Below are 24,791 nucleotides of genomic sequence, written 5' to 3' on the forward strand. Positions count from 1 at the left end.
TCTTATCCACTTCCCCACGCGCCGGGTACAACCAAATAAAGCGTCGCCGAAACAGAAATTAGCAAGCTTATATCTGAGATAGCAATAACAACAATTCAGATGCCCTGATGATGGAAATGCCTTCATAAGATCCTAATGATAAAAGATGTTTATCCCCTGTAACAATATGGCGGGCTTTTCCAGCGATCGCACACTCAATAACCATGTCATCATCTGGATCATTAGGAACAGCTTTAAGCTTGCCAGAAATAGTTACCAAGCGAGAAAAATCTTCAATCTCTTGAATAGCTAATTGTGCCTTTTCTTGAGAGAATTTGAACTTAATTAACAGTTTTTCCGCAAATTCATCTAAAATTTCTCGACATAAAACTGATTCAACTTGTCCTATTTTAGCTAGAGCTAAACAGCGAAAAGGACTGCCTTTTTGGGAGAATAGGGCAGAAAGGAGAATATTAGTATCAAAAACAACTATATACTTCACTAACCTTCGTGAACAACCTCATCAATAAAAGCTTCTCGCTCATCTTCCGTCATCTGCTCCCAATTATAACCCCGTTCCTGTGCTGCCATTTTAACCCGATCAAAGCCATATCCAGATAGATTTTGCCATTGTTCCCACTGTTGAACCAACAAAAATCTAAAAATCTCCGCTTTTTGTTCTGCTGGTAACTGTTTCACCAATTCCACAGCTTGTTCATTTGTCAATGTCAATACAGGCATTTTTTACTCACAAACTCTTGAATAGTTTATATTCCAGATAATTGGGGAGCTATCCCAAAAACGTACAATTCTAATACACTATTTTAACTGTAAATAAAAGCGATCGCCCGACAATATGGGCGATCGCTATAAAACTTAGGGGTAGGTTAGCCAAGCGCATAACCCACCGAATTTAATGATAGGGGTGGTGCGTTAATGAAGTAATGCACCTACAAGATCAGGCGATCGTACTCCAAGAACAAGGGATTCATGTTAACATTTCTTGGTGCAAGATGAGAGTTGAATAATTAGGAATTTAGATATCAACCCACCCGGCTCCAAGAACTCCCATTGCTCCAGGTAATTGTGTTCCCATTCTGCGAGATAGTCCCACTGAACTGATCGCCTCCACCGAAACTCATATTTACTCCATTGTTTGTGGCAACACCTGAAGAATAGTTCCAGTATGGATTTGTTTCAGTCCAATGAACCAATACTATAATCCCATTTTGGATTACGTAAATGTCTTTGTTACCGTTATTGGCAGACCACTTACCTGTCAGTGTCATATTTTTCCTTTTGAATTAGGTTTTCAACTATTTAGACGTTTCTCAACCCCAATTCGTGAATTTTTTGAGTTAGAGGCAATTTTTTTCCTAAAAATCTACCATCAACGCCCATAACCTCTGCTCCTGTTACCTTTCAGCCCTTGCAAACTCTTCTCCACTTCCCCACGAGCCGGATACAACAATTGGTGACTCAACGCGCTTTCATAAGCCCGGATCGCTCCTAACCTATCCCCCAACCCTACTAAGGCTCTCCCTAACCAATAATCAGCCATCGCCGGGTTAAAAGCCTTCAATTCCTGACATCCCTCAGTAGCTGCTTCCCACCATCGCTTACTAGCCCCAACATCCCCCAGCACCTGGTAACTCTCTCCCAGCCACACCGCCGCCGGTACTGATTGCAGATAACCCCCTGCTGGTAAAAGCTCCCTTCCTTTCTCTAACGCCTCCACCGCTTCCCGATGTCTAAGAGCCAAAGCCAAAACCCGCCCATGACGCAACCAAGCATCAGCTAACTGGGGCTGTAGTTGTGTTCCTTGCTGAGAAAAACTACATCCTCGTTCCAACTCTTGAAAATGTTCTACGAATACCCGCCCCACCGTAGCCCAAACACTCCAGCGTTCAGGGAATCGTTTCAGCATCTCTTCGACTATGGAAGCAAGAGTCATCTGACTTCCTTTTTCTCTTACTCCCCTCTCCTCGTAGGAGAGGGGTAGGGGGTGAGGTTCAAGCGGTAAAATCTCGCACAACCCCCGATAAATTTCGCAATCATGGGGATATAAATCATAAGCTTTCGCCATCATCACAGCCGCCTTTTCATATTCCCCCGTCTCAAACAAGCACCGCCCATAGTAATACCAACCATAAGGATGATTTGGGTGTTCAGCAGTAAACTTGGCTAACACCTCCACACCTTGCACCCAATCCCCACGGAGAATGTGATAATATGCCAGTGATTTGTGCGCCTCAGCCCCATGAGGAGTTTGTCGCAGTAGAGAGGTAATCATACTTTTAGTCAGCTTTCCCTCTTCCCCAGATACCAATCTCATCTGACACTTCGACAAGCTCAGTGCGGTGCAACGTTGATCAATTTGTCGTTGCAGTACCCGGAAATCATCACCAGCTAAGGCTATCAGCTTGTTCAACCGCCCTCTAGCTGCTGGAATATCCCCCACCGCCATCAGCGCATCATAGCTGTGAATCAAGCCCACAACGTCATCTGGCTTGATGGACAAAACCTGCTCCAAGGCGCTGAGAGTACCAAGAGGATTTTCTCTCTCTTGATGCACCTGTGCTAAAGCCAGCCAGTGAACTACATTGTCTGGTTCTAAAGTAGCTGCTAAATTAAAAGTTATGATTGCCTTTTGACTCTCACCTCTGCAAACTGCAATCAATCCTTTGATATGATTTTGAGTTGCTTCGTTTACAGACAACAATAAGGCTGGTTCATATATTTCTCTAGCCTCTTTTTTTTGCCCCATCAACTGCAAGATTTTTCCCAATTGCAGCCGCACATGAATTAATTGAGGTTGTCGCTCAATCACTTGACGATATCCTGCAACTGCTTGCTCCCAGTTTCCCATCTCGTAAAGCAAATCAGCCAGTTCTAATCTTTTTTTCCATCCTTGGGGATATTTCTGGACATACTTACTTAACGTGATGAGTTTCTGTTTTTGTCTCGCCGGCTTTTCCTCTAAAACTAAGTGAGCATTTAGTTCCAGCCCAGAGAATTGGGTGAACTGTACCAAGGATGTGATAAGGTTTCCAGGCATATTACAGTTACTTTATAGTTAATTTCTTCCTGCTTGCTTTTTGTTGCTATTGATGATTTACAATGACAAATCACTGTTTTATCAGGTTGAGATTCTTCCACCATCGAAATTCCTTTTTGTAAAGATGGTGAGAGGGAATCAAAAGAAGTCTTATCTTCTCCTGCAAGATAGTTTTTTAACTGCTTTTGCAGAATCTTTCGCGCCTGTTGAATGCGTTTACGAACGTTCTCTTGAGAGAGGGCGAGTAGCTGGGCTATATCTTGATAAGATTTTTCTTGGCAGCAGTGTAAGATAAAAGGATGGCGCAATCTGTCCGGTAAGGATTCAATTTTGTGACGGAGGTATGCTCGCATTTCTAAAGCCAAAATATTCGATTCAGGAAATCCTACCTCACAAAAAAATGCTGGATGATCGGCAAATTTAATCTCGTCAATATTTTCAATTTCTAAGGCTTCTCGTTTGCGCTTTCGATGCACATCCATGCAAAAATTATAAATAATTTGAGTTAACCAAACTTTTGGAGATGTAATTTTACCTGCATATTTTTTCCATTGATTCTGAGCTTTCAGCATTGCCTGATTTAGTGTATCTTCGGCATCATAAGAATTTCCTCCCATCCACTTTAGGCAACATTTGTAAAAATAATCTTGAGATGATAACCATATTTGCCAAAACTCATCACCATTATCTTGAGATAAAACTTTGACTTGGATTTGCTGTGGTAATATACTCCTGATTTTTTGCTCTGATAAGGAGAGCAAAATTTCTTGTTCTGGGTTCGCTTGTATACATGATTGACTGTTGATCATTTCAGGTATAAGGGATAATGCACTGTACAACAAACCAAAAAACTATGGGCACAGTGATGTGCTTTTAAATACTAATTAGCTTTTTCAATCAATAGTTGAGTAAAATTCAGGACTTTTAAAATTCAGTTAAACTCAGGCAATATAAAAAACAATAAATATGGGAGAATTAGCTCTGAAACAGGCTTCAAGCATCTAAAAAATACCAGTGTCTGCCAAATTCAACACCAGCTATCAATATCAACCAGGTGGCAGCCTCCCACCTGATGCGCTTACTTATGTCGTGCGACAGGCTGATACTGAACTCTACGAAGGCTTATTAGCACTTGAGTATTGCTATGTCCTCAACGCTAGACAGATGGGGAAGTCTAGTTTGCGAGTGCGGACGATGAATAAGTTGCAAGCTCAAGGTTTTGCCTGTGCAGAGATTGAGTTGAGCGGCATTGGTAGCCAGCAAATTACGGCTACGCAATGGTATGGGGGGATTATTCAGGAATTGGTGAGCGGTTTTCAACTGCAAATAAATCGGCGCAGTTGGTTAAGAGAAAGGGATGATCTATCGCCTATCCAGTGCTTAAATGAATTTATCGAAACAGTATTATTGACTCAGATTCAGCAGAAAATTGTCATCTTTATCGATGAAATTGATAATGTGCTGGGTTTGAAGTTTTCTACCGATGAATTTTTTGCCTTGATTCGCCACTGTTATGAAAATCGAGCGATTAAACCAGCATATAGGCGACTGGCATTTGCTTTGTTGGGAGTGGCTTCACCGTCAGACTTGATTCAAGATAAACACTATTCCACACCTTTTAATATTGGTCGAGCGATTGAATTACAAGGATTTAAAATTGCAGATAGCGAACCTTTACTAACCGGATTAGCAGGCAAAGTTAGCAATCCACAAGCAATTATCAAAGAGATTTTATATTGGACTAGTGGACAGCCATTCCTGACGCAAAAGCTATGTTGGTTAATTGTTAATTGCTGTAAGAATACAACAGAATATCTTCCAGATAATGAAAATGCAGCAGCACAATGGGTTGAGAAAATTGTGCAACAGAAAATTGTGAATAATTGGGAGGCTCAGGACGAACCAGAACATTTAAGAACAATACGCGATCGCATCCTCCGCAATACTCCCAAAACTATCCAATTACTGCAACTATATCAACAGATTTTACAACAAGGAGCAATCCCGGCTCAAAACTTCCCTGAGTACCTAGAATTACGTTTGTCTGGGCTTGTTACCCAACATCAAGGCAGTTTAACTATCAAAAACCCCATCTATGCTAAGATTTTCGATTTGGATTGGGTAAATCAAAAGTTAGCACTAGAACTTGCTAATTCCCCAATAGTCGTTACTGACTCTACCTTGATGTTTGTGGGCAGTATTGCTGATACATCAGAAATAGCAGCAAATTATCAAGAAGATTCAAAGACTTTACAGCAGTATTGTCAACAATTTGCTGGGCAACTTATTCACTCAAGCGACGAAGGATTACTATTTTATTTTGAGAGTGCAGAAACAGCAGTAAATAGTGCAATAGAAATACAAAAAGCACTGGCAGCACCCACTAATTTGCTCAATCCAGATAAGCTGCTACATCGAATTGGTATTCATTGTGGACACATCGACAACCTCAATACAAAGCAGGCATTTTTCACAGATAATTATGTCATCCCCCAAAGGTTAGATTTATTGATGCAACTGCACGCAAAAGCTCAACCTGGCGGAATTTGTTTATCTCAAACTGTCTATGATAAAGTGAAAAATCATTTACCAGTTAATGTAGTTAGTTTAGGGCAGCATCATCTTAAAAATATCTCAGAACCTGTATTTTTATACCACATTAGTCCTTATCGTCCTGTGTCGATTAAAAATACTCCCGACTCTGTAAATCTCCCTTCTTACCCCAGTGGTGCAGTTCCCCTAGATTCTCCTTTTTACATAGAAAGAAGTGCGGTGGAAATGCAGGTTTATCAAGAGATTAGAAAACCCGGTGCATTAGTCCGTATTAAAGCACCAAGAGAAATGGGTAAAACTTCTTTACTCTTGAGAACTTTGCATGATGCGGCAAATCAAGGCTATCGCATTGTTAGCTTAAATCTAGAGCAAATTGACGACGTAATTTTGCAGAATTTACATCGGTTTTTACGCTGGCTATGCGCCAACATTACCCAGCAGTTAGAACTGGAAATGAAACTTGAAGATTATTGGGATGAAGATATCGGTAGTAAAATTAGTTGTTCCCTTTATTTACGTAACCATATATTAAAGCAAATAGATACTCCCATCGTTTTATCATTAGATGAAGTGCAATATCTGTTTGAGTATCCGTTAGTAGCTAAAGATGTTTTACCTTTATTTCGTTCCTGGTATGAGGAAGCTAAAAGAGAACCAATTTGGCAAAAGTTACGATTGATTATAGTTCACTCCACAGAAATTTATGTACCTCTGCAATTAAAACAATCCCCATTTAATGTAGGATTGCCAATAGAGTTAAACAACTTTAATTTAGAACAGGTACAAAACTTAGCTCAACGCTATGGACTCAATTGGACTGATGGACAAGAAGCTACACAACTAATGGCTATGGTAGAAGGACATCCAGCATTAGTACATCTGGCTATTTATCATCTCAGTTGCGGAGAAATCAGTTTTGCTCAATTCATTGATACCGCCGCAACATCAAGCGGAATTTATTCATCTCATTTACAACGTCATCAAGCAATATTACAAGAACAACCTGAATTAGCCAAAGCATTAGATACCGTCATAAATGCTCGACAACCGATATCATTAGATGCGAGTATGACTTATAAACTCAGCAGTATGGGACTGATCAAACAGTTAAAAGATAAAGTAATGCCAAGCTGTGAGTTATATCGACAATACTTTACCTTTCTGCAATAGCCTCACTTGACCATTTACTAGGATTTTAGGCAAACTACTACTCTCCCACCGGATACCGCCCATCTATAGCAGGGGACAGGTGACAGGGTTAAAAGCTTTGTGGTGTCTAAGTTTTATCATTTATCGATGTCCTAACCAACTTGACTACTGCTATATCTGCGTTTATCTGCTATTAATTATTCTTGCGTCTCATTGGGATAAGAACCGCTAGAGAGATATAAATTAAAATAAATATGAGTAACTTTCTTCTCTAGCTCCTAGCCTCTATTTTCATATTTACCACCAAGACGGGTTAACACATATTCCCGCGTGCGAACGTCAAGGGCGTTAGAGAAAATCTTTTTTGTAAGTCCAAATTCTACCATCTGCCCAATGCGATGTTCATTGGTGGAGAAAAAAGCTGTGAAATCAGATATGCGCGTGACTTGTTGTAAGTTATGGCTAATAATCACCATTGTTAATTCCGATCGCAAACGCAAACTCTGAATTAATCCTTCTACTTTTGTGGTTGCGACAGGATCAAGCCCAAAACAAGGTTCATCCATGAGAATAACTTTGGGTTTGACTGCTAAAGCACGGGCGATACAAAGTCGCTGTTGTTGTCCACCAGAAAGCTCTAAAGCAGATTTATGCAGCTTATTTTTGACTTCATCCCACAAATCAGCATCTTTGATGGCAGATTCGACAATTTGATCTAATTCCACCTTCGGCCGCCATCCCAGTATTTTCACCCCATAAGCAACGTTATCATAAACGCTCATCGGAAATAAATTTGGCTTAGGCAGCACCATACTAACTTGACGGCGTAGGCGATTTAAATTGACACGACGTTCATAAATGTTTTGATTGTAAAATTCTACTTTTCCCTCAACGTGAACTTCTGCTTCTAATTCATTCATCCGATTGAGGCATTTAATAAAAGTAGACTTACCACAACCACTAGGGCCAATAATTGCTGTGACTTTATCCTGGTAAATATCCATTGATATTCCTTCCAGGATTTTTTGGGTGTTGTAGTAAAGGCTAAGATTTTTAACTTTGATTGCTGCAATTAGCTTATTCATACCAGAAAATTGTAAGTGTATTGATGTTGACTAAACGCAATCATGAAAATCCGTGGCTTTATATACTACACTGGTGATCAAACTAAAAGTTGACTTTCTTCATTCAAGCTATACAGCAAATATACTGATATTAGATATCTGTATAAATTTAGGGTAAAAAGTTACTGCTGTTATCAATGTTTGCTGTAAAATATGTTACCATAAAAACCTAAAAAATTCGGTTTTTTGTTACTGAATTGCAGCATTTTCGGGATTAATTTTAATATATAACCTGCAATTAACAATATTTGAGACTACTTAAGTAAGCTCTTCTTTAAAAAAGCAAATTCTTTTTTAAAATTTGAATAAATTTATGATGGTAATTGATGATTTTTTGATGAATCGGGTAAATTAAGTAATTAGCTTAAAAGTAGAGATTAGGCGATCGCTGCAATATTAAACCTGAAACATAAATAATACATACTTGTAGTTAGTGTTGTTACTAACTGCATAGTTAATTTCTTGTGTACCTATTCATAATCAAAATTTAATTTGATGAAAATCAATCATTAACCTCTCAGGTTTCTTAAGAGGTTATTTTTACTACAAATACTAAATTTATCACTTACTCTATATCAGCATGATTTCAACTGCTTGAAATGTATTGACTCAGCGTTTTAGGGGATAGAGGCTAGAAGAATCTACCTCATTGGAATGAATAACGCTGTAACATTCATTCACTATTTATGAAGAGATAAATATTTGTTTTAGTATTCCAATGAGTAGATTTATAATTTACTTCTTGGAAATTAGGCTGCTCGTTAAAAGACAGCAAAATAGTTTAACAATCGTAAGTTTTTGATTTAAAAATGTGGAAATAATTTCGTTTATATTGTTACAGGTAATTATTTTACACGCTAACAGTTTGATAGCGTAATTTTTAACTATATATAAATAAAAAATTATGTTTAATTCGCCAATTTTTCTATATTGTCGAAAATGATTGATTGGGAGTTTAAAAACTAGTGATTAATTAATTTTTAACCATATTTAATCTGTTATTTACCATTGATTAAACTAATTTAATTATTTAAATAATACATATTTATATACACCTGCAAGTAAAGTAAAAATCTTGCCAAAATACGGAGAAATATGACCTTTTCGACCACCACTTTGTACCGAGCGTTTACTACTTCAGTCGTAGCATCTGCTGTTGCCTTGAGTCCTATTTTGTCAGCAGTTGCTCAGGCTGAAACTCTGAATGGTGCAGGCGCAACTTTTCCCGCTCCACTTTATGAAAGATATGCCCGTGAAGTGAGAAAGAAGCATCCAGAATTAAAAATTAACTATCAAGGAATTGGTAGTAGTGGCGGGATTCGTCAAATTACTGCGGGTACTGTTGACTTTGGTGGTAGTGATGCAGCTATGACAGATGCACAAATCGCCCAAGTTAAAAGAGGTGTCATATTAGTACCCACCGCAGGCGGCGCAGTTTCTGTTGTTTACAATCTCCCTGGTGTCAGCAACCTGAGATTATCTCGCGCTACATTGCCTGCTATTTTTTCTGGTCAAATCACCAACTGGAGCGACGCTAAAATCAAAGCTGATAATCCTGGTGTCAACTTACCCAATCAACCGATTAAATTTGTAGTCCGCGCTGATGGTAGTGGTACAACTTTTATTTTCACCAACCACTTGAGTAATATTAGTGGTTATTTCAGAGGTAGAGTTGGTACAAGCACTGCGCCTAAATGGACTTTACCAAATGTTCTCAGAGGTAAAGGCAACCCAGGTGTAGCTGGTTTGGTAGCGCGTACTCCTGGTTCTATTGGTTATGTAGAATATGCCTTTGCTACCAAAAACAATTTAAGATCAGCACAAATACAAAACAAACAAGGCGAATTTGTTTCTCCTTCCTTACAAACTGCTAATGCAGCTTTATCATCCGTGAGATTCCCTGATAACTATCGCGTATTTGTTGGAGATCCAGCGCAAGGTTATCCCATTGTTGGTCTTACTTGGATGATGGTTTACAAGCAATATCCTACAGCAGCAAAAGCTGATGCTATTAGGAAATGGATTAATTGGGTACTCAAAGATGGTCAACAATATAATGATGACCTTAACTACACAAGAATTCCATCTGATGTTACCAATCGGGTATTACAAACGGTAAACAGTTCCGTCAAATAGAAGCGAATTTGTAACACAATTTCGTATAGATAAATAGGGTGGCTATAGCTCTCCCTATTTATAAATTTTTAAGTAACTGTAAGAAGCTTCTACTAAATAAAAATTTCCAGATTATTAAGTGAAATCATTATTTTATTCATGACAAATTCATCTGAAATAAGCAATAATCATTCAGGCGAAGAAAATTTAGATTTAACCGCAACTAATGGAATAAATTCTTGGGTAGATAAAGGATTTACGTGGTTAACATATCTTTTCGCTACAATTACCGTCGCCATCTTGTTTGTGATGAGTTGGGTAATTTATAAAGAGGCTCAACCAGCAATTGAGAAGTTTGGTATTGGGTTTTTCTGGGGTCAAGATTGGGATACGGGTAATCAGGTTTTTGGGGCGTTACCTTATATTTATGGAACTTTAGTGAGTAGTGCGATCGCAATTTTATTTGCTATCCCCGTCGGCATTGCAATTGCAATAGTCACTAGCGAAAATTTCTTACCCATATCTGTTAGAAGCACATTAGCATTTGTTGTTGAGTTAATAGCTGCAATTCCTAGTGTAATTATTGGCTTGTGGGGAATCTTTGTATTTATTCCAGCTTTAGAACCGTTACAAAAATGGTTAGCAATTCATTTTAATTGGATACCGATATTTAACTCGGTAGATCCTATCGGCACAAATATGTTAACCGCAGGCATTGTGTTAGCGATTATGATTTTGCCGACAATGGCTGCTATTAGCCGCGATGTTTTACTTGCTATACCCAAAGAATTACGCAGTGCCTCAATGGCTTTGGGTAGCACACGTTGGGAAACCATTTTTCGGGTGTTATTGCCAGCAGGATTTTCTGGTATTGTCAGTGCAGCAATGCTGGCTTTGGGTAGAGCCTTGGGTGAAACAATGGCTGTCACTCTTGTGATTGGTAATTCTTCTCAAATCAGTGCTTCTTTACTTGACCCAGCCTACACAATTCCCTCAATATTAGCCAATGAATTTGCAGAAGCTGAACCAGGATTACATATTGGCTCATTGAGCTATTTAGGGTTAATTTTATTTGGATTGACCTTAGCTGTAAATATTGCTGCAAGGTTATTTGTGCGGTGGTTTAGTAATAAAAATAAATCATAAATTAAATATATGACCGATTTTCAAAATTCGCAAATAGATGAATCTTTATTGGCAAAAGAATTATATGCGCCATTGCCAACAAGTAGACAATTATTTACTTATAGTATGAATGCGATCGCCTTTGCATTCACAGCTTTAGCGTTAATTCCTTTAATATCAATTTTATGGGAAATTATCAAACGCGGTTTCTCCAGTTTGAGACCAGAGATGTTTGTCAAATCAGTGATTGATTATGGCTTGGGTAATGCTATTATAGGCACGATTACAGTTGTAATGATTGGCTCAATATTCAGTCTGCCAATTGGGATATTAACAGGGATATTTTTAGCAGAATTTAATCAAGTTAACCCAGCATCGCAATTTGTTCGCTTCATCACCACAATTTTGACTGGTGTACCTTCAATTATTGTTGGTATTTTTGCTTACGGTGTAATTGTGTTAGTTACTAAAGGATTTAGCGCAGTTGCAGGTGGCTTTGCTTTAGCTGTGTTGATGTTACCTATCGTGATTCTGACAACAGAAGAAGCATTAAAATTAGTTCCTAAAGACCAACGCCTTGCGTCTGCTGCTTTGGGTGGGACGCGGTTTCAGACAACATTTCGCATTGTAGTAACTGCGGCTTTACCTGCAATTACTACAGGTATTTTACTCGCGATCGCTCGCGCCGCAGGTGAAACAGCACCCCTAATTTTCACTGCATTATTTAGTTTAGATTGGTCTCCAGGATTGCTGAGTCCAACAGCTTCGTTACCTGTATTAATTTTTAACCTGTATAACGACCCAGACCCCGAAAAAAATCAATTGGTTTGGACTACTGCTATCGTCTTACTTGGCTTAGTGATTTGTGTGAGTTTGATTTCACGCTTAGTCACAAGTAAGAAAAAAATTTAATTGAAACTTATTTACTGCTTTTACTAAATATGAATAATCTCAATCCTGCCATCAAAGTTAAAAATCTCAGCTTTTACTACAACACTTCTAAAGCAATTGAAGGCATATCAATAGATATTTATCAAAATCAAGTAACGGCAATAATTGGCCCTAGTGGTTGTGGGAAATCAACTTTTATCAAAACTCTCAATCGGATTAGTGAATTAGAAGGGCCAGTCAAAGTAGAAGGAAAAGTAGAGTTCTTTGGTCAAAATATTTACGACCCAAAAATTAACGTCAACCGCCTGCGTCGTCAAATTGGGATGGTATTCCAAAAACCTAATCCCTTTCCGATTAGCATTTATGAAAATGTCGCTTATGGAGTCAGAATAGCAGGTAGGCGATCGCAAACAGAAGTAGATGAAATTGTCGAGTCAGCCTTAAAAGGTGCAGCTTTGTGGGACGAGGTGAAAGATAAGCTCAATAAATCTGCGTTAGGACTTTCTGGAGGTCAACAACAACGACTCTGCATAGCCCGTGCTTTAGCCATTAAACCCAAAGTACTGTTAATGGATGAACCTTGTTCAGCACTTGACCCCATAGCAACGATGAAAGTCGAAGAATTAATTCACAGTCTGCGTTCAGAATTAACAATTGCCATTGTTACCCATAACATGCAGCAAGCAGCCCGCGTCTCTGATTTTACAGCTTTCTTTAGCACCGACGAAAGCCGAATTGGTCAAATGGTGGAATTTGGTGTCACAAATCAAATATTTTATAACCCCATCGATGCGCGTACCCATGACTATGTTTCAGGGCGTTTTGGTTAATTCCTTAGCTGCAATTTTATTATGCGATCGCACTTACTCATGTTCTTCTGGGCATAAGTCCTGTGAGCAATCCAATCAAATTCCTATACTATACTATAGTATAGCAATCCTAAATGAATTACAAACGAAACATTCGCAGGATCGCTTATTTACAAGCCTTCCAGATTGCTTCTGTTTACATCTCAAATAGGATTGCTATAGCAATCCTAAATCATTTGTGAAATTCTCTTTCTTTTCTTTCTTTGTGTCCTTTGCGTCCTTTGCGGTTCGTTAAAAAGAATACTTTTTCACAACTCAGATAGGATTGCTATATGAATTATTTTTACTACTAATTGGTAGGAAGATGAAAGTCGAAAAACTATCTATTTCTTTACCACTGAATTTAGTGGAGTTTATCGAAAATTACAAGCTGAATAAAGGATGTAAATCTCGTTCTCAGGTAATTGAACAAGCATTAGAATTGCTGCGAAATCAAGAACTAGAAGAAGCTTACCGCCAAGCATCTGCTGAAATTGATAGTGCTTGGGATGTAACAATAGCAGATGGTTTAACAATTTAAAAGCAGAAATGATGATATAGCATTTACTAGTCTACTGAGGTACAAATTTATCTATTTTCATCTGCGTCCATCCGCGTCCATCTGCGGTTAATTATTTTTTCCTGTACTTCACTGAGTCGAGAACCGCTATAAATCAGGACTGAGAATGAACATAACAGATTTCTCATTCCCAATCCCTCAAACTATTAACTATCGCCAATCTTCCCAATTTTGATTAAAAATTGAAGTGTCAGGGAAAGCGGTAGGATTGCCGTTTTTTTCTAATAAACTTTTTAAGGCTTGTAATTGCGGTTCTGCTTTGGGTAAATCATCCACGAGTTGATAAGGTGCAATTTGATTTTTTAAAGCAAAAGCCGTCACAGTTCCCGCCGCCGCACCAGAAGACCATTCAAAGGAATGTACCCGATATGCAGCCGCAGCAATATGGCTGGTAGCAATACTCTTACCACCCACAATTAAATTATCAATCTTTTGAGGAATCATCGCTCGCAGTGCAATTTGGAACGGGTAAGCCTGTCCTGCGCCGCGCCTTTCTCCCGGACGTTCTTTATTTCCTGGGGCTTCTGGCGGACTTTGAGTCATGCAAGGATGAAAGTCGATGGCGTAGTGACCAATACCTACAGCATCAGGATAAATTGTGGAACGGCTACGGCGTAAGGATTTATCTGGTGAGACTTGACCAGTAATTACAGATGCAGCTTCTAAACCTGCGAGTGTTGCTTTTAACTGACGATAGGTATCCGCAGATAAAGTTTTGCGATAATACTCATCGTTGTAGTTGCGGCGAGAAATATCAACTTCCCAAATCATAAAACCTTCCGGTTGTCCCCAACTAGGACGACCAATAATTCGCCTACCTTCTCGCATATAGGGATATTTTGATAAGCCATGCACTGTCCCCATTGGGGAATTTAACCCGGACAGAAATCGATTATTAGTTTGCTGTTGCTTCACACCCTTACCTAACTGAGAATCTGTAGTTCCCTTTACCAGCCAGTAATAATACGCCAGGGCGTTTTCCTCACCTCTGCGGAGGGTTTCTGTCCGCAGTCCTCCCATCCAACCGCCTGGTTTTAACTGTCCTGTAGCTTGCAGTTGTTGGCGAGTATAAATCAAGTTATCTTTGGCTGTTCCTGGACGGTAGTCGTTACCCCAAGTCCAGTTTTGCATCGAGATATCCCCTGGTGTGGGTGCAGTGAATCTCACGCCGTTAAATTGTGTGGGTTGTCCGGGATTCGGATGCCAGATTCGGCGGTAGGTGAAAACTAAGCCAAAGTCTGCTAATCTTTTTAATTCATAGCTGAAATATGGTGAATACTGTAAATAGAATGGGGGCATGGTTTGGGGTTGCGGTTCCTTGGTAGCCTCCATTGCAAAGGTATAAGTAAAACCTTGGGTACAGTAAGGATCATTGCTGGTGCTGGAAGAAGATGGTTCGAGGAAAGAACGCGCATCAATACCCAAACGATAGGGAACATCAGCTAAGGCGATGATTTCGCCAGTTTCGCTGGCATCAATCACATACCACTGGGGGGAATTGCTGGTGGTTGCTTTTTTGGGAACCTTGGGAACAAAGCGGATAATTTTTTTACTCAACCGCGATGAATTTTGGTAGCGATGGGCATCTTCAATAGTTTGAGATAAGGTAAAAGTGTTGAGAGGTGGTGCGCCTTTGACTGGTTGATGTTGAATTGCGATCGCACCTTCAATGATTTTCCGATTCTGACTAATATTTAATTCCTTAATTACTGTGTTGGGAAACCATTCCAACTTACCTTTACCCTTTTTTTCGGCATCCTTGAGCATTTGCGTCATAATGATGTGTGCATCACGGGGCAGAAAACAAGAATCACTTACCCAACACTCACCAGGGTTAAGTTTGCCGTAATAGCGTTGAATCCGGTTGCGTAATTCAGTATAGCCGCGAGAATAGAATTGGCGATCGCGTTGGGTTGGTCGTTCATCTAACGCAGATGTCCCCTGAGATGAAATTTGTCCCCCCAACCAGTCGGTAATTTCTGTCAAACATACTGTTCGTCCTGCTAGTAACCCCTCGTAAGCCGTGGCTACCCCAGACAGTCCACCACCTACTACCAACATCTCGCAGTTGACCGTTTTATCTGGGGTTCTTGGTGGTGCAGCAACAATAGTAGACTCAGGTAACAAATATGTGGAAACTAAGCTAACACTGAAGAGTAATGCTTGAAAACCAGCTACTTTGTGTCTGCGCTTCATGATGAGAAAACTTTTTCTACTCCTTTGCCAACTTGTAGACGGTACCATTTCCGAAATGTTCACCACAAGTCACTGAAGAGGTATGGCAGTTTGGCACGTAAAGATAAGCCGCCTCTTGCCTCAACCCTCACCCCAATCTTGGCTGCTTTTAATCGACTGTTTACCACCTCAATAGTTAGTTTCACTGTGCTAAATCTCAGCTAAAATTACTCTGTGATTTAGGGTGATTTAGAATAATTCAGCACAATATTACCGCAAGTCACGCGGCAAGATTATGCTTCTAATTAAAAAAGCTGCCACAAGGACAGCTTTTTAAGATATGGGCAGTACCAGACTCGAACTGATGACATCCTGCTTGTAAGGCAGGCGCTCTACCAACTGAGCTAACCGCCCGTTTGCGCTCACAATTAAATAATATAGCAAAATATTTTGAATCGCGCTAGTATTTTTGAGAAAAATTTTTTGAATATTTTTGAGAACCTTTAAATGCCCTCTGGTCGAACGCACGATCGCATTACTCTGTGGGCTTTGCCGTTGGTGGCGGGTGTGGCTTTTTGGCAGACCCGCAGTAGCAGCGTGACCTTGCTGGTGGCTGGTGGGTTTATGTTTGGCGGCTTGATGTTTGGCCCTGACTTAGATATTTACTCTCGGCAATATCAACGCTGGGGTTATTTGCGCTGGATTTGGCTACCTTATCAAAAAAGCCTGCGTCATCGTTCTTTTTTATCGCATGGGCCGATTATTGGGACGACACTGCGAGTCATTTATCTTTCCTGCTTGTTAGCGATCGCAGCATTGATAATTTTGGTAATTTTTGAAAAACTGGGAAACACAAAATTTAACTGGTCAGCTTTGGGTGAAAATATTCAAAAATCGCTACTTGGCTATGGTACAGAATATCTTGCCCTGTTTCTTGGCTTAGAACTCGGCGCGATGAGTCATTCTTTGAGTGATTGGTGTGGTTCTGCATATAAGCGAATGCAAAAGCAGGGGATTAGCGGTTTACTCCCTACCAGCAAAGTCAAAAAGCGCAAAGTATCACGCCGTGTTCGTCCGTCGAAACCTGGAAGTAGTACAAAAAGGCAAAAGTAAAAAGTCAAAAGGAAAAATAAATATACACCCCTATACCCTTTCACCCTCACACCCAATCCCCACAGAAAATTTTGATGCGTCAGTCCTGCTAATAAAGAAACTCCCTCACAAGTTCCTCAAATTGTTCTTCTAAATTAAAAGTGTAGGTAATACCAATTTGAAAAATGATTGCGACAAATGGGTTACTGAAAAGCTCACCAGTAAGCAATTTCCCAATCCAAAATCCAAAATCTAAAATCCAAAATGTTATAACTAGCGATCGCCTTTAGTTGGTTGACTCCATCTCATACCCACTAAGACCAAACATCAGCATAAATGCTTTTTGGTGTTTGTTCGCACTCAGACGGTTTACAGGAGTTCGTTATGAAAACCCAACGCAACTATTTAGCATATAGAGGAGAAGCGATCGCTGCTTCGACGCTAGTTATCTTGGCACTATTTGGAGGAACTACTTGGTGGAGTCGGCAAATCACCAATCCTACAACCCAAGCCAATAATTCAGCAGTAATTATTGCCTCAAAATCTGCACCAGCAGTAGCAGCAATACAACCGCAAACTTACTGGTTAAAATTTGACAACAACCAAATTCATCTAGTACCTCAACCTGTAGAAGTAAAAGCCGGACTAACCTCAGAAGCAGCTTTAAAATTAGCTTTCACTCATCTATTAACAACTCCTAAAACTGCTGACTTAAGTACCACAATTCCCCCAGGTACAAAATTATTAGATTTACGAGTGACTCAAGCTGGAATTTATGTCAATCTCTCGTCAGAGTTTAGTCAAGGTGGTGGTAGTACTTCAATGGCTTATCGTTTAGCACAGGTTGTCTATACTGCTACTAGTATTGACCCAACAGCTAAAGTTTTTGTCTCGGTTGCAGGCAAACCAATCGATATAGCTCATCCACTTGGTGGTGAAGGGTTAATTTTGCGACAACCAATTACAAGGCGACAATTTGCCGAAGATTTTACGATTTCTTGATTGCTTGAGTTACTGTTTTGTTTCATCTATATCTCAACCTGCACTACTATGGCAAAAAATCATAATTTTTTACTGAAGAATTTTATTATTTTATGGCATTTCCTTAACCAACCACTTTTCCGATGCAAGACATTATTCAACCCATTTAAGTTTTGGCAACTTTACCACATACACGAGGATTTAGAACGCCTCTGGAATTATGACACCATTCAATTTTTAGATAAATGCTGTAATTTCGACACAATTAACCTATTAGAGAGATGTTTAGCCATAGAAAATGAGGCCAACCAAGATTAAGTCTACTAAAAGTCAGAATTGGCGAGAAGAAAATTTAAATAAAGCATTTACTAAAGTTTTTCACATCAAAATCAAATAGGAGAAAAATATATGTCTATTAGCAAAATTATCAAAACAATTACAGATGGTATAGCAAAAGTTGTCACCTATATCTCAGGTGCAGCTAGTAGAATTTTTAGCCCCAGAGATGATAACTACCCAGAAACGGGAGTTCAACCATTTGAAGGTGATATTGCTAACAATAAACGTAGGCATTAAGGATAAATGGGCGATTTACTTAGTCGCCCCACTCAACTAAGGCGGCGAACATGATTACTGTTAGGAAAATTAACGATGAATTAGCGATCGCAGGACAAATTACCTTAGATCAGTTAAAGCAATTAGCTGAGGAGGGCTACCAGTCTGTAATTAATTTGCGATCGCCCGATGAAACCAGCTCACTAGACAACGAAAAAGAAAAAGTTGAGTTGTTAGGATTACAGTATATTAATTTTCCTACTAATCTTGGAGAAATTAATCATCAAGCAGCACTTGATATCTTTCAAGTAATCAACAAATCGCCAAAACCAACTTTAATTCATTGTGATGATTCCATCCGTTCAGCAGCAATAGTACTTTTATATATTGCTACTAAACAAGGAATCACTTTTGAAAAAGCTCTCCAACAAACTATCAATTTAGGCTTAATTTCGTCTCACTGTTGAAATTTGATCTAGGAATCTGCTGGCTTTTTTAGAAATTAAATCCGAGCCCCAGATATTTGACCGCAATTTAGGATCAATTCTTTCTATTAATTTACAAAATCACCTTGATAAATTGGTGACTCATGATCATAAAGCTACATTCAAGAGAGGCGATTTAAAATGACTAAAACCCTATTAAATCTAACCATAAGATTAGTTCTTCAAGAACTTGAAGGAATTTTAGAAACTTACCCTCATCATCCTTATCAAGAAGCCTTTGCCAATCCTGATATGCGGCAAAATCTCATTGCTTATATTTTAAGTAGAATTCCTAATCAATACATTACAGTTGATGAGGTGGAAAAACCAAAATTTATTTGTTCAGAATCTATGTGTCGTTCTTTAGAAAGCACACTACACATAGAATCAATTATTCGCCAAGGTGTTGAAAAAATTCTAGGTGAACAAGCACAGAATCTTCATCGCTATATCCCAGAAGCAGTTGATCCAAATTTGGCTGCATCTCATTGGTTTGGTTGATACATAGCAGTTTCATTTGAGATAGGGAAAAACAGACAAGGGGGAGCCACTGCGTTGGACGAGTTTCCTGGCTCCCTCCGTGGCGTGACTTTTCAGACTTCAGACTTTAGACAGTTGAGATGTCTTTTTCTTTTTCTGCTAACAATTCGCTGATTTTAGCAGTGTATTTGTCTGTGAGTTTTTGCAGTTTATCTTGTTGGTCTTTAGCTTCATCCTCAGAAATTTCTGAAGCTTTTTCCTGCTTCCGAATTGCATCGATCGCATCACGGCGGATGTTCCGAATCGCTACACGACCTTCTTCAGCATACTTAGCAGCAATTTTAACCAGTTCTTTACGGCGATCGCTAGTTAACGGCGGAATATTTAGCCGAATCACAGAACCATCGTTACTGGGTGTTAAGCCCACATCCGAAAGGGAAATTGCTTTCTCAACAGTGTTCAAACTGCTTTTATCGTAAGGCTGAATCAGAATTGTTGTTGCATCTGGCGTGCTAATATTCGCCAGGGATTTTAAGGGTGTTGGTGAACCGTAATAATCCACCGTCACTTTATCTAATAAACTGGCATTGGCGCGACCAGTGCGAATTGTATTAAATGCCCGTTGAGTTGCCTCAACAGTTTTTTGCATCGTACTCTCAGCTTCAGCTAATTTCACAAGAACCTCCCACAAGGGTGCCGATTGATTCTCCCATGACTGCGCGGCGGATGTTACCTCGCACCGTTAAGTCAAATACCAGAATTGGGATGTTGTTTTCTTTACACAAGGCAATCGCAGTACTGTCCATTACCCGCAAATCATGTGTCAAAACGTGTGCATAAGTCAGGCTAGTAAAACGTTTGGCATTAGGATGTATTTGGGGGTCAGCATCATATATTCCATCCACTTTGGTGGCTTTAAAAATCGCTTCTGCATCAATTTCTGCGGCTCTCAATGCCGCAGCCGTGTCAGTGGTAAAGAAGGGATTTCCCGAACCAGCACCAAAAATTACCACCCGCCCTTTTTCAAGATGACGGATGGCGCGACGACGAATATAAGGTTCTGCTAACTCTTGCATGGCGATCGCAGTTTGTACGCGCGTCTGTACACCTATTCGTTCTAGCGAATCTTGTAGCGTCATGGCATTCATTACCGTGGCAATCATACCGATGTAGTCAGCCGTTGCCCTATCCATCCCCGCCGATGCCGCTTTTACGCCACGAAAAATATTGCCGCCGCCAACGACTATGGCGATTTGAACGCCAGTGGCTATCACCTCTGCTACTTCTTGTGCTATCTCTTTGACCACTTCTGGATCAATACCATAGCCCATGTTGCCCATTAAGGCTTCACCGCTTAGTTTGAGTAAAACCCGTCGGTAATTCGTTCCCATGAAGTTACGCTTTATCGAAAAAGTTGCAATTGCCTCCAATTTAAGATAGCAGCACAATGACTATCTCTGTCTAGTTGCGCCAAATCAATGTAGTTCCTGCCGGTTCTGTTTCTTGGGGGTTAATTGCTTGATTTTTAAATAAAGCAGCGATCGCATTTCGCAAATAATCTTCTCTAAAAGATGATGGTGCTTGCGGATCACTGTCAATTTTCCCTTTATAACGCACCATCCCATGACTATCGATTAAAAAAGCCATCGGCGTTGTAATCGCGCCAAAACTCCGGGTAACATCTTGAGTCGAATCCCACAGGTAAGGAAAATTTAGACGGTGACGTTCGGCAAAAGCTTTCATTTGTTCAAAGCTTTCTGTCGGGTAATTATGAGTATCACAGCCGTTCATCCCAATCAGGGTAAAGCCACTGGCGGCAAATTCCCTTTGAATTTTTTTGAGCTTGTCTAAATATAGACTGACATAAGGACAGTAGTTGCACATAAAAACAACGCCAACCGCCTGAAATTTGTCTAAATAACGGCTGAGGTGATGCACTTTTTCGTCAGTTCCAGGCAGTTCAAAATCCGGGGCATAACCCCCAACAGGAGTATAAATTGTTTCTAGTATTGTCATCTTCGTGAACCAGAAGGAACTAGGAACAAAAGTCTAGGTGAAATTTAGCGTCATTTTTCTGGCAGCCAACCACCTGATGCCGATGCTCGATACCAAATGATTGTAGAGATCAACCGAGAAACCGTAAATTGTAAAACTACTGAATATAAAACCGTTGGTAAAAATATTACAATCTAGATATTAGTGAGTAATTGTCACAACTCATATTTATCAAAACTTTGACTCAATTCCAAATAAATTTAATTCAGCCTTTATACTTATTTTAAAGTAAAGATAGTTACTATTTTATCTTGGTTTTTATTTTTCTAATTGTAAAATCTTTACAAATTACTTCTACAATTTAAGATAACTCACGAAAAATATTACGAAATATTAAAATTAGTAAATAAAAATACAGATTTTCTATGAAGACTTCGACAACGACTTTTACCGCAAAAACTTGGACATGGCAGGGCTTCCCAATTTGCTACCAAACTCAAGGCACAACCGGGCCTGCCGTTATTTTAGTGCATGGCTTTGGCGCTTCTGGATGGCATTGGCGTAAAAACATACCAGTATTAGCCCAAACTTGTCGGGTTTATGCCATAGATTTGCTTGGCTTCGGTGCTTCAGCTAAACCTCAGCCGGGTGAAACAATTGCCTACACCTTAGAAATGTGGGGACAGCAAGTAGCAGACTTTTGTCGGGAAGTGGTAGGTGAACCAGCTTTTTTAGTGGGAAATTCCATTGGCTGCATTGTAGCGATGCAAGCCGCAGTCACTTCGCCGGATATTGCCTTGGGAGTAGCATTAATTAACTGTTCCTTGCGATTATTACACGATCGCAAACGCGCCACCTTACCTTGGACTCGGCGTGTAGGTGCGCCAATTTTACAAAGGGTATTATCTATTAAACCAATTGGGCAATTCTTTTTTAATCAAGTCGCCAAACCCAAAACCGTGCGAAAAATCTTGCTGCAAGCTTATATCAATGCAGAGACAGTCACAGATGAATTAGTCGATATTCTCACCGCGCCAGCCAAAGATCCTGGTGCTGTGGCGGTGTTTTTGGCATTTACCTCATACTCCACAGGGCCGTTACCAGAAGACTTACTGCCATTATTAACTTGTCCAACAATTATTTTATGGGGAACCGCCGACCCTTGGGAACCAGTAAATTTAGGTCGAGATTTAGCTAACTACCCGTCAGTAGAAAAATTCATTCCCTTAGAAGGAGTAGGACATTGCCCCCAAGATGAAGCACCAGAGTTAGTTAACCCGATTTTACAAAATTGGATAGAAGAGCGATCGCAAGCTTTAAAATCTAACTAACAGGCGATCAGTAACTGCTGACCAGGAAAGTTAAACACACAAGCAACACTTCTCAGACAAAGAGAGTTGCGGTTTTAAAGATTATGCCTGTTCATGTCTAGCCCTCTTGTCTCTCAAAAGCAGAGGAAAATGATAGACAAAGCTATTTGAGATAAATCCATTCATGTCTAGCCCTCTTGTCTCTCAGAAGCGGAGGAAAATGATAGACAAAGCTATTTGAGATAAATCCATTCATGTCTAGTCCTCTTGTCTCTCATTTTTTAATAAATATTGATATCTATATTATTTGACGTTAATATATGCTTATATATTAACGTCAAATCAAAGCGACTGGGGTTGTAGAGCAGTGGAACTCAATTTAGATAATGCAGTAAACTACCACTACGGTAAATTTCCACCGGGTAGTCTAGATTATGAAAAATTTATAGCGTCATTAGTGAAAGCAACTGATGCAGTAGCTCGATATGACCAGATGCTAAAGAATATGCACAATAGTGAAATACTCTTAGCACCTCTAAGGAACCAAGAAGCCGTTATATCCTCAAGAATGGAAGGCACTGTTAGTACAATGGATGAGATTCTAAAGTACGAAGCAGATCATGATGACAAATTAGAAATTTCCCCAAATGTTAGATCGGAAGTTATTGAGACTCTACTTTATCAAAGAGCACTAAAGTCAGTTCAGAAAATGATGAAAGACGGCTATCCTCTTTCTCTATTCTTGATAAAAACGATTCATGAGAGGTTGTTATGGTTTGGTCGAGGATCATCAAAGTCACCTGGTGAATTTAAGAAAGAGCAAAATTATATAGCAGACACATTAAAAAGGAATATATTGTTCGTTCCAATTAGTCCTGAAAAGCTACAAGATGGGTTGGATGAACTATTTAAATATATTGAACACAGCAAGCATCCAATATTAGTAAAAACTGCTATAACGCATGTTGAGTTTGAGGCATTGCATCCCTTTAAGGATGGCAATGGACGCATAGGTAGAATGTTAATTACGTTAATGCTATGGTTCTTTGGAACAATATCAGAGCCGCATTTCTACATTAGTGGTTATTTAGAGGAAAACAAAGGTTTATATATAAATGCTATGCGAAATGTTTCTGAAAATAATGACTGGGAAGGATGGAGTAACTTTTTTCTAGAAGCAATTGAACAACAGGCAATTAAAAATCTTGAAATTGCGGAAAATATAAGTCAGTTATACGAAAAAATGAAAAATATATTTTCAGAAAATCTATCCTCAAAATGGAGTCTAAATGCGCTTGATTTCGTATTTACAAATCCAGTGTTCAGGAACAATAAATTCACAACTAACAGTGGTATTCCACCTGCCACTGCTGCAAGATTCACTAGAATACTTCTGGAAAAAAATCTTCTTACGACACTGGAAGAAGCATCTGGAAGAAGACCAGCCCTATATTCTTTTGAACCACTAATGGAACTTGTTAGAGTTTAGTATAAAATGTGCCTAACAATCAAGCTGCACCAGAACGTAACAAGTTAATCGGTTGAGTTACCGAGGTTATTTGCGTTTGGTGAGCGTAACCGTTAGTCAATGGAATTTTACAGGATTGGATGCAAGAGCGATCGCACATTTTAAAATCCAACTAAAAGGCGATCGATATCCGAAAGATTGTCAAAGCCTTTCTAACTCATTATCCTTATAATCAGTAACCATTAGGAAACCCAAATGGCTGCTAATACTTCTTTAGAAGAACGGCTTGCAGTAATAGAAGCGGCGATAGCTGAATTGCAGAAGCAAATTGCGGTTCCTCAACCGATGAATTGGCTGCAACAAATTACAGGTTCTTTCAAGGATGAACCTGCTTTTGAAGAGGTACTTGCTTACGGACGAGCAATTCGACAAGGAGAGGAGTCTTTGCTCGAAGCACAAGATGAGCTATAAGATATTTGTTGGATACAGATCATCTGAGTATTCTTCAGCGACAAGCAGGGCAAGATTACATTAACCTTTCAACGCGCATAGCTCACTACCCACTATCAGATTTTGCTGTATCAATTGTGACATTTCAGGAACAGATGCTTGGAAGTCATGCTTATATTAATCGTGCTCGTAATCTGAATGATGTAGTGAAGGGATACCATATCATGGCGCGACTGGTCAGCGATTTCAAAGTTTTACCATTCGTCTCTCAAGAAACACATTGCGTTGAGTCAGAAATGGGGGTAAGTTCCAAACCAAAAGCCAAAGCTTTTTTCTTGAGGTTGTTAACTACACGCTCTCGATACCGTTGCTCATAAG

26 protein-coding genes and 1 tRNA gene are annotated in these 24,791 nt (G+C 39.5%); 16 read left to right on the forward strand and 11 right to left on the reverse strand.

Annotated features, from left to right (window positions below):
* Positions 1 to 67: 67 nt before the first annotated feature.
* From H6G28_RS26325 to H6G28_RS26340, 4 genes are all read right to left on the reverse strand, one after another.
* Positions 68 to 481 carry a putative toxin-antitoxin system toxin component, PIN family gene (locus H6G28_RS26325; protein WP_190675404.1) on the reverse strand — a complete coding sequence of 138 codons (414 nt, stop codon included), beginning with the start codon at positions 479 to 481 and terminating at the stop codon, positions 68 to 70.
* Complete coding sequence (locus tag H6G28_RS26330) at positions 481 to 720, reverse strand: hypothetical protein (protein WP_190675406.1); 240 nt, start codon at positions 718 to 720, stop codon at positions 481 to 483. Before H6G28_RS26330 ends, H6G28_RS26325 begins: the two co-directional genes overlap by 1 nt.
* Before the next feature lie 649 nt (positions 721 to 1,369).
* Positions 1,370 to 3,037 carry a tetratricopeptide repeat protein gene (locus H6G28_RS26335; protein WP_190675408.1) on the reverse strand — a complete coding sequence of 556 codons (1,668 nt, stop codon included), beginning with the start codon at positions 3,035 to 3,037 and terminating at the stop codon, positions 1,370 to 1,372.
* Positions 2,977 to 3,846: an RNA polymerase sigma factor gene (locus H6G28_RS26340; protein ID WP_190675410.1), complete on the reverse strand. Its 870-nt coding sequence runs from the start codon at positions 3,844 to 3,846 to the stop codon at positions 2,977 to 2,979. Before H6G28_RS26340 ends, H6G28_RS26335 begins: the two co-directional genes overlap by 61 nt.
* 205 nt (positions 3,847 to 4,051) lie before the next feature.
* Between H6G28_RS26340 and H6G28_RS37015 the strand changes: the two genes are divergently transcribed.
* Positions 4,052 to 6,760 (forward strand): AAA-like domain-containing protein, encoded by a 2,709-nt coding sequence (locus tag H6G28_RS37015; protein ID WP_313949997.1) that lies wholly within the window; start codon positions 4,052 to 4,054, stop codon positions 6,758 to 6,760.
* Between the two features lie 257 nt (positions 6,761 to 7,017).
* Here the strand turns inward: H6G28_RS37015 and H6G28_RS26355 are convergent, their stop codons facing one another.
* Positions 7,018 to 7,824 carry a phosphate ABC transporter ATP-binding protein gene (locus tag H6G28_RS26355; RefSeq protein ID WP_190591110.1) on the reverse strand — a complete coding sequence of 269 codons (807 nt, stop codon included), beginning with the start codon at positions 7,822 to 7,824 and terminating at the stop codon, positions 7,018 to 7,020.
* A gap of 1,134 nt (positions 7,825 to 8,958) precedes the next feature.
* Between H6G28_RS26355 and pstS the strand changes: the two genes are divergently transcribed.
* The 5 genes from pstS to H6G28_RS26380 all read left to right on the forward strand — a co-directional run bounded on the left by pstS (position 8,959) and on the right by H6G28_RS26380 (position 13,383).
* Positions 8,959 to 9,999: a phosphate ABC transporter substrate-binding protein PstS gene (gene pstS / locus H6G28_RS26360; protein ID WP_190591108.1), complete on the forward strand. Its 1,041-nt coding sequence runs from the start codon at positions 8,959 to 8,961 to the stop codon at positions 9,997 to 9,999.
* Positions 10,000 to 10,137: 138 nt separating this feature from the next.
* A complete protein-coding gene (gene pstC, locus H6G28_RS26365; protein WP_190675412.1) occupies positions 10,138 to 11,124 on the forward strand; it encodes a phosphate ABC transporter permease subunit PstC in 987 nt (328 codons plus the stop codon).
* Positions 11,125 to 11,133: 9 nt separating this feature from the next.
* Positions 11,134 to 12,015, forward strand: coding sequence for a phosphate ABC transporter permease PstA (gene pstA / locus H6G28_RS26370; RefSeq protein WP_190675415.1), 882 nt, complete (start codon positions 11,134 to 11,136; stop codon positions 12,013 to 12,015).
* A 29-nt stretch (positions 12,016 to 12,044) separates the two neighbouring features.
* On the forward strand, positions 12,045 to 12,824 hold the full coding sequence (gene pstB, locus H6G28_RS26375) for a phosphate ABC transporter ATP-binding protein PstB (protein WP_190675416.1): 780 nt from the start codon (positions 12,045 to 12,047) through the stop codon (positions 12,822 to 12,824).
* Positions 12,825 to 13,167: 343 nt separating this feature from the next.
* On the forward strand, positions 13,168 to 13,383 hold the full coding sequence (locus tag H6G28_RS26380; RefSeq protein WP_190675419.1) for a ribbon-helix-helix domain-containing protein: 216 nt from the start codon (positions 13,168 to 13,170) through the stop codon (positions 13,381 to 13,383).
* A gap of 189 nt (positions 13,384 to 13,572) precedes the next feature.
* On the opposite strand, the gene H6G28_RS26385 is transcribed toward H6G28_RS26380, so the two are convergent.
* The 3 genes from H6G28_RS26385 to H6G28_RS26390 all read right to left on the reverse strand — a co-directional run bounded on the left by H6G28_RS26385 (position 13,573) and on the right by H6G28_RS26390 (position 16,011).
* Complete coding sequence (locus H6G28_RS26385; protein WP_190675421.1) at positions 13,573 to 15,618, reverse strand: FAD-dependent oxidoreductase; 2,046 nt, start codon at positions 15,616 to 15,618, stop codon at positions 13,573 to 13,575.
* Positions 15,619 to 15,677: 59 nt separating this feature from the next.
* Positions 15,678 to 15,803: a hypothetical protein gene (locus tag H6G28_RS37470; protein ID WP_277883255.1), complete on the reverse strand. Its 126-nt coding sequence runs from the start codon at positions 15,801 to 15,803 to the stop codon at positions 15,678 to 15,680.
* A 135-nt stretch (positions 15,804 to 15,938) separates the two neighbouring features.
* Positions 15,939 to 16,011: transfer RNA gene (locus tag H6G28_RS26390), tRNA-Val, on the reverse strand.
* A 93-nt stretch (positions 16,012 to 16,104) separates the two neighbouring features.
* Between H6G28_RS26390 and H6G28_RS26395 the strand changes: the two genes are divergently transcribed.
* The 6 genes from H6G28_RS26395 (at position 16,105) to H6G28_RS26420 (ending at position 19,211) form a co-directional block, all read left to right on the forward strand.
* Positions 16,105 to 16,710 (forward strand): metal-binding protein, encoded by a 606-nt coding sequence (locus H6G28_RS26395; RefSeq protein WP_190675423.1) that lies wholly within the window; start codon positions 16,105 to 16,107, stop codon positions 16,708 to 16,710.
* Positions 16,711 to 17,073: 363 nt separating this feature from the next.
* Entirely contained in the window at positions 17,074 to 17,691 is a 618-nt protein-coding gene (locus H6G28_RS26400; RefSeq protein ID WP_190675425.1) for a GerMN domain-containing protein, read from the forward strand.
* 48 nt (positions 17,692 to 17,739) lie between these two features.
* On the forward strand, positions 17,740 to 17,988 hold the full coding sequence (locus H6G28_RS26405) for a hypothetical protein (RefSeq protein ID WP_190675427.1): 249 nt from the start codon (positions 17,740 to 17,742) through the stop codon (positions 17,986 to 17,988).
* Between the two features lie 90 nt (positions 17,989 to 18,078).
* Positions 18,079 to 18,246 carry a hypothetical protein gene (locus tag H6G28_RS26410; protein ID WP_190591094.1) on the forward strand — a complete coding sequence of 56 codons (168 nt, stop codon included), beginning with the start codon at positions 18,079 to 18,081 and terminating at the stop codon, positions 18,244 to 18,246.
* Between the two features lie 50 nt (positions 18,247 to 18,296).
* A complete protein-coding gene (locus H6G28_RS26415) occupies positions 18,297 to 18,692 on the forward strand; it encodes a protein tyrosine phosphatase family protein (RefSeq protein ID WP_190591092.1) in 396 nt (131 codons plus the stop codon).
* A 159-nt stretch (positions 18,693 to 18,851) separates the two neighbouring features.
* Positions 18,852 to 19,211 carry a hypothetical protein gene (locus H6G28_RS26420; protein ID WP_190591090.1) on the forward strand — a complete coding sequence of 120 codons (360 nt, stop codon included), beginning with the start codon at positions 18,852 to 18,854 and terminating at the stop codon, positions 19,209 to 19,211.
* A gap of 106 nt (positions 19,212 to 19,317) precedes the next feature.
* Here the strand turns inward: H6G28_RS26420 and frr are convergent, their stop codons facing one another.
* From frr to H6G28_RS26435, 3 genes are all read right to left on the reverse strand, one after another.
* Positions 19,318 to 19,866: a ribosome recycling factor gene (gene frr, locus H6G28_RS26425; protein WP_190591088.1), complete on the reverse strand. Its 549-nt coding sequence runs from the start codon at positions 19,864 to 19,866 to the stop codon at positions 19,318 to 19,320.
* Positions 19,853 to 20,581, reverse strand: coding sequence for a UMP kinase (pyrH, locus tag H6G28_RS26430; RefSeq protein WP_062297013.1), 729 nt, complete (start codon positions 20,579 to 20,581; stop codon positions 19,853 to 19,855). The genes frr and pyrH overlap by 14 nt, the downstream gene beginning before the upstream one ends.
* Positions 20,582 to 20,651: 70 nt before the next feature.
* Positions 20,652 to 21,206, reverse strand: a complete 555-nt coding sequence (locus tag H6G28_RS26435) for a thioredoxin family protein (protein WP_190591086.1) — start codon at positions 21,204 to 21,206, stop codon at positions 20,652 to 20,654.
* A gap of 404 nt (positions 21,207 to 21,610) precedes the next feature.
* Here H6G28_RS26435 and H6G28_RS26440 point away from each other — a divergent pair, with 404 nt between their 5' ends.
* The 4 genes from H6G28_RS26440 (at position 21,611) to H6G28_RS26455 (ending at position 24,434) form a co-directional block, all read left to right on the forward strand.
* On the forward strand, positions 21,611 to 22,516 hold the full coding sequence (locus H6G28_RS26440; RefSeq protein WP_190675429.1) for an alpha/beta fold hydrolase: 906 nt from the start codon (positions 21,611 to 21,613) through the stop codon (positions 22,514 to 22,516).
* Between the two features lie 346 nt (positions 22,517 to 22,862).
* Positions 22,863 to 23,984 carry a Fic family protein gene (locus tag H6G28_RS26445; RefSeq protein WP_190675431.1) on the forward strand — a complete coding sequence of 374 codons (1,122 nt, stop codon included), beginning with the start codon at positions 22,863 to 22,865 and terminating at the stop codon, positions 23,982 to 23,984.
* Between the two features lie 79 nt (positions 23,985 to 24,063).
* Positions 24,064 to 24,195: a hypothetical protein gene (locus H6G28_RS37475; protein ID WP_277883257.1), complete on the forward strand. Its 132-nt coding sequence runs from the start codon at positions 24,064 to 24,066 to the stop codon at positions 24,193 to 24,195.
* Positions 24,196 to 24,218: 23 nt separating this feature from the next.
* Complete coding sequence (locus H6G28_RS26455; protein WP_190675435.1) at positions 24,219 to 24,434, forward strand: hypothetical protein; 216 nt, start codon at positions 24,219 to 24,221, stop codon at positions 24,432 to 24,434.
* Positions 24,435 to 24,791 lie beyond the last annotated feature (357 nt).

This window comes from Nostoc sp. FACHB-190 (genome assembly GCF_014696905.1).
Classification (GTDB): domain Bacteria; phylum Cyanobacteriota; class Cyanobacteriia; order Cyanobacteriales; family Nostocaceae; genus Nostoc_B.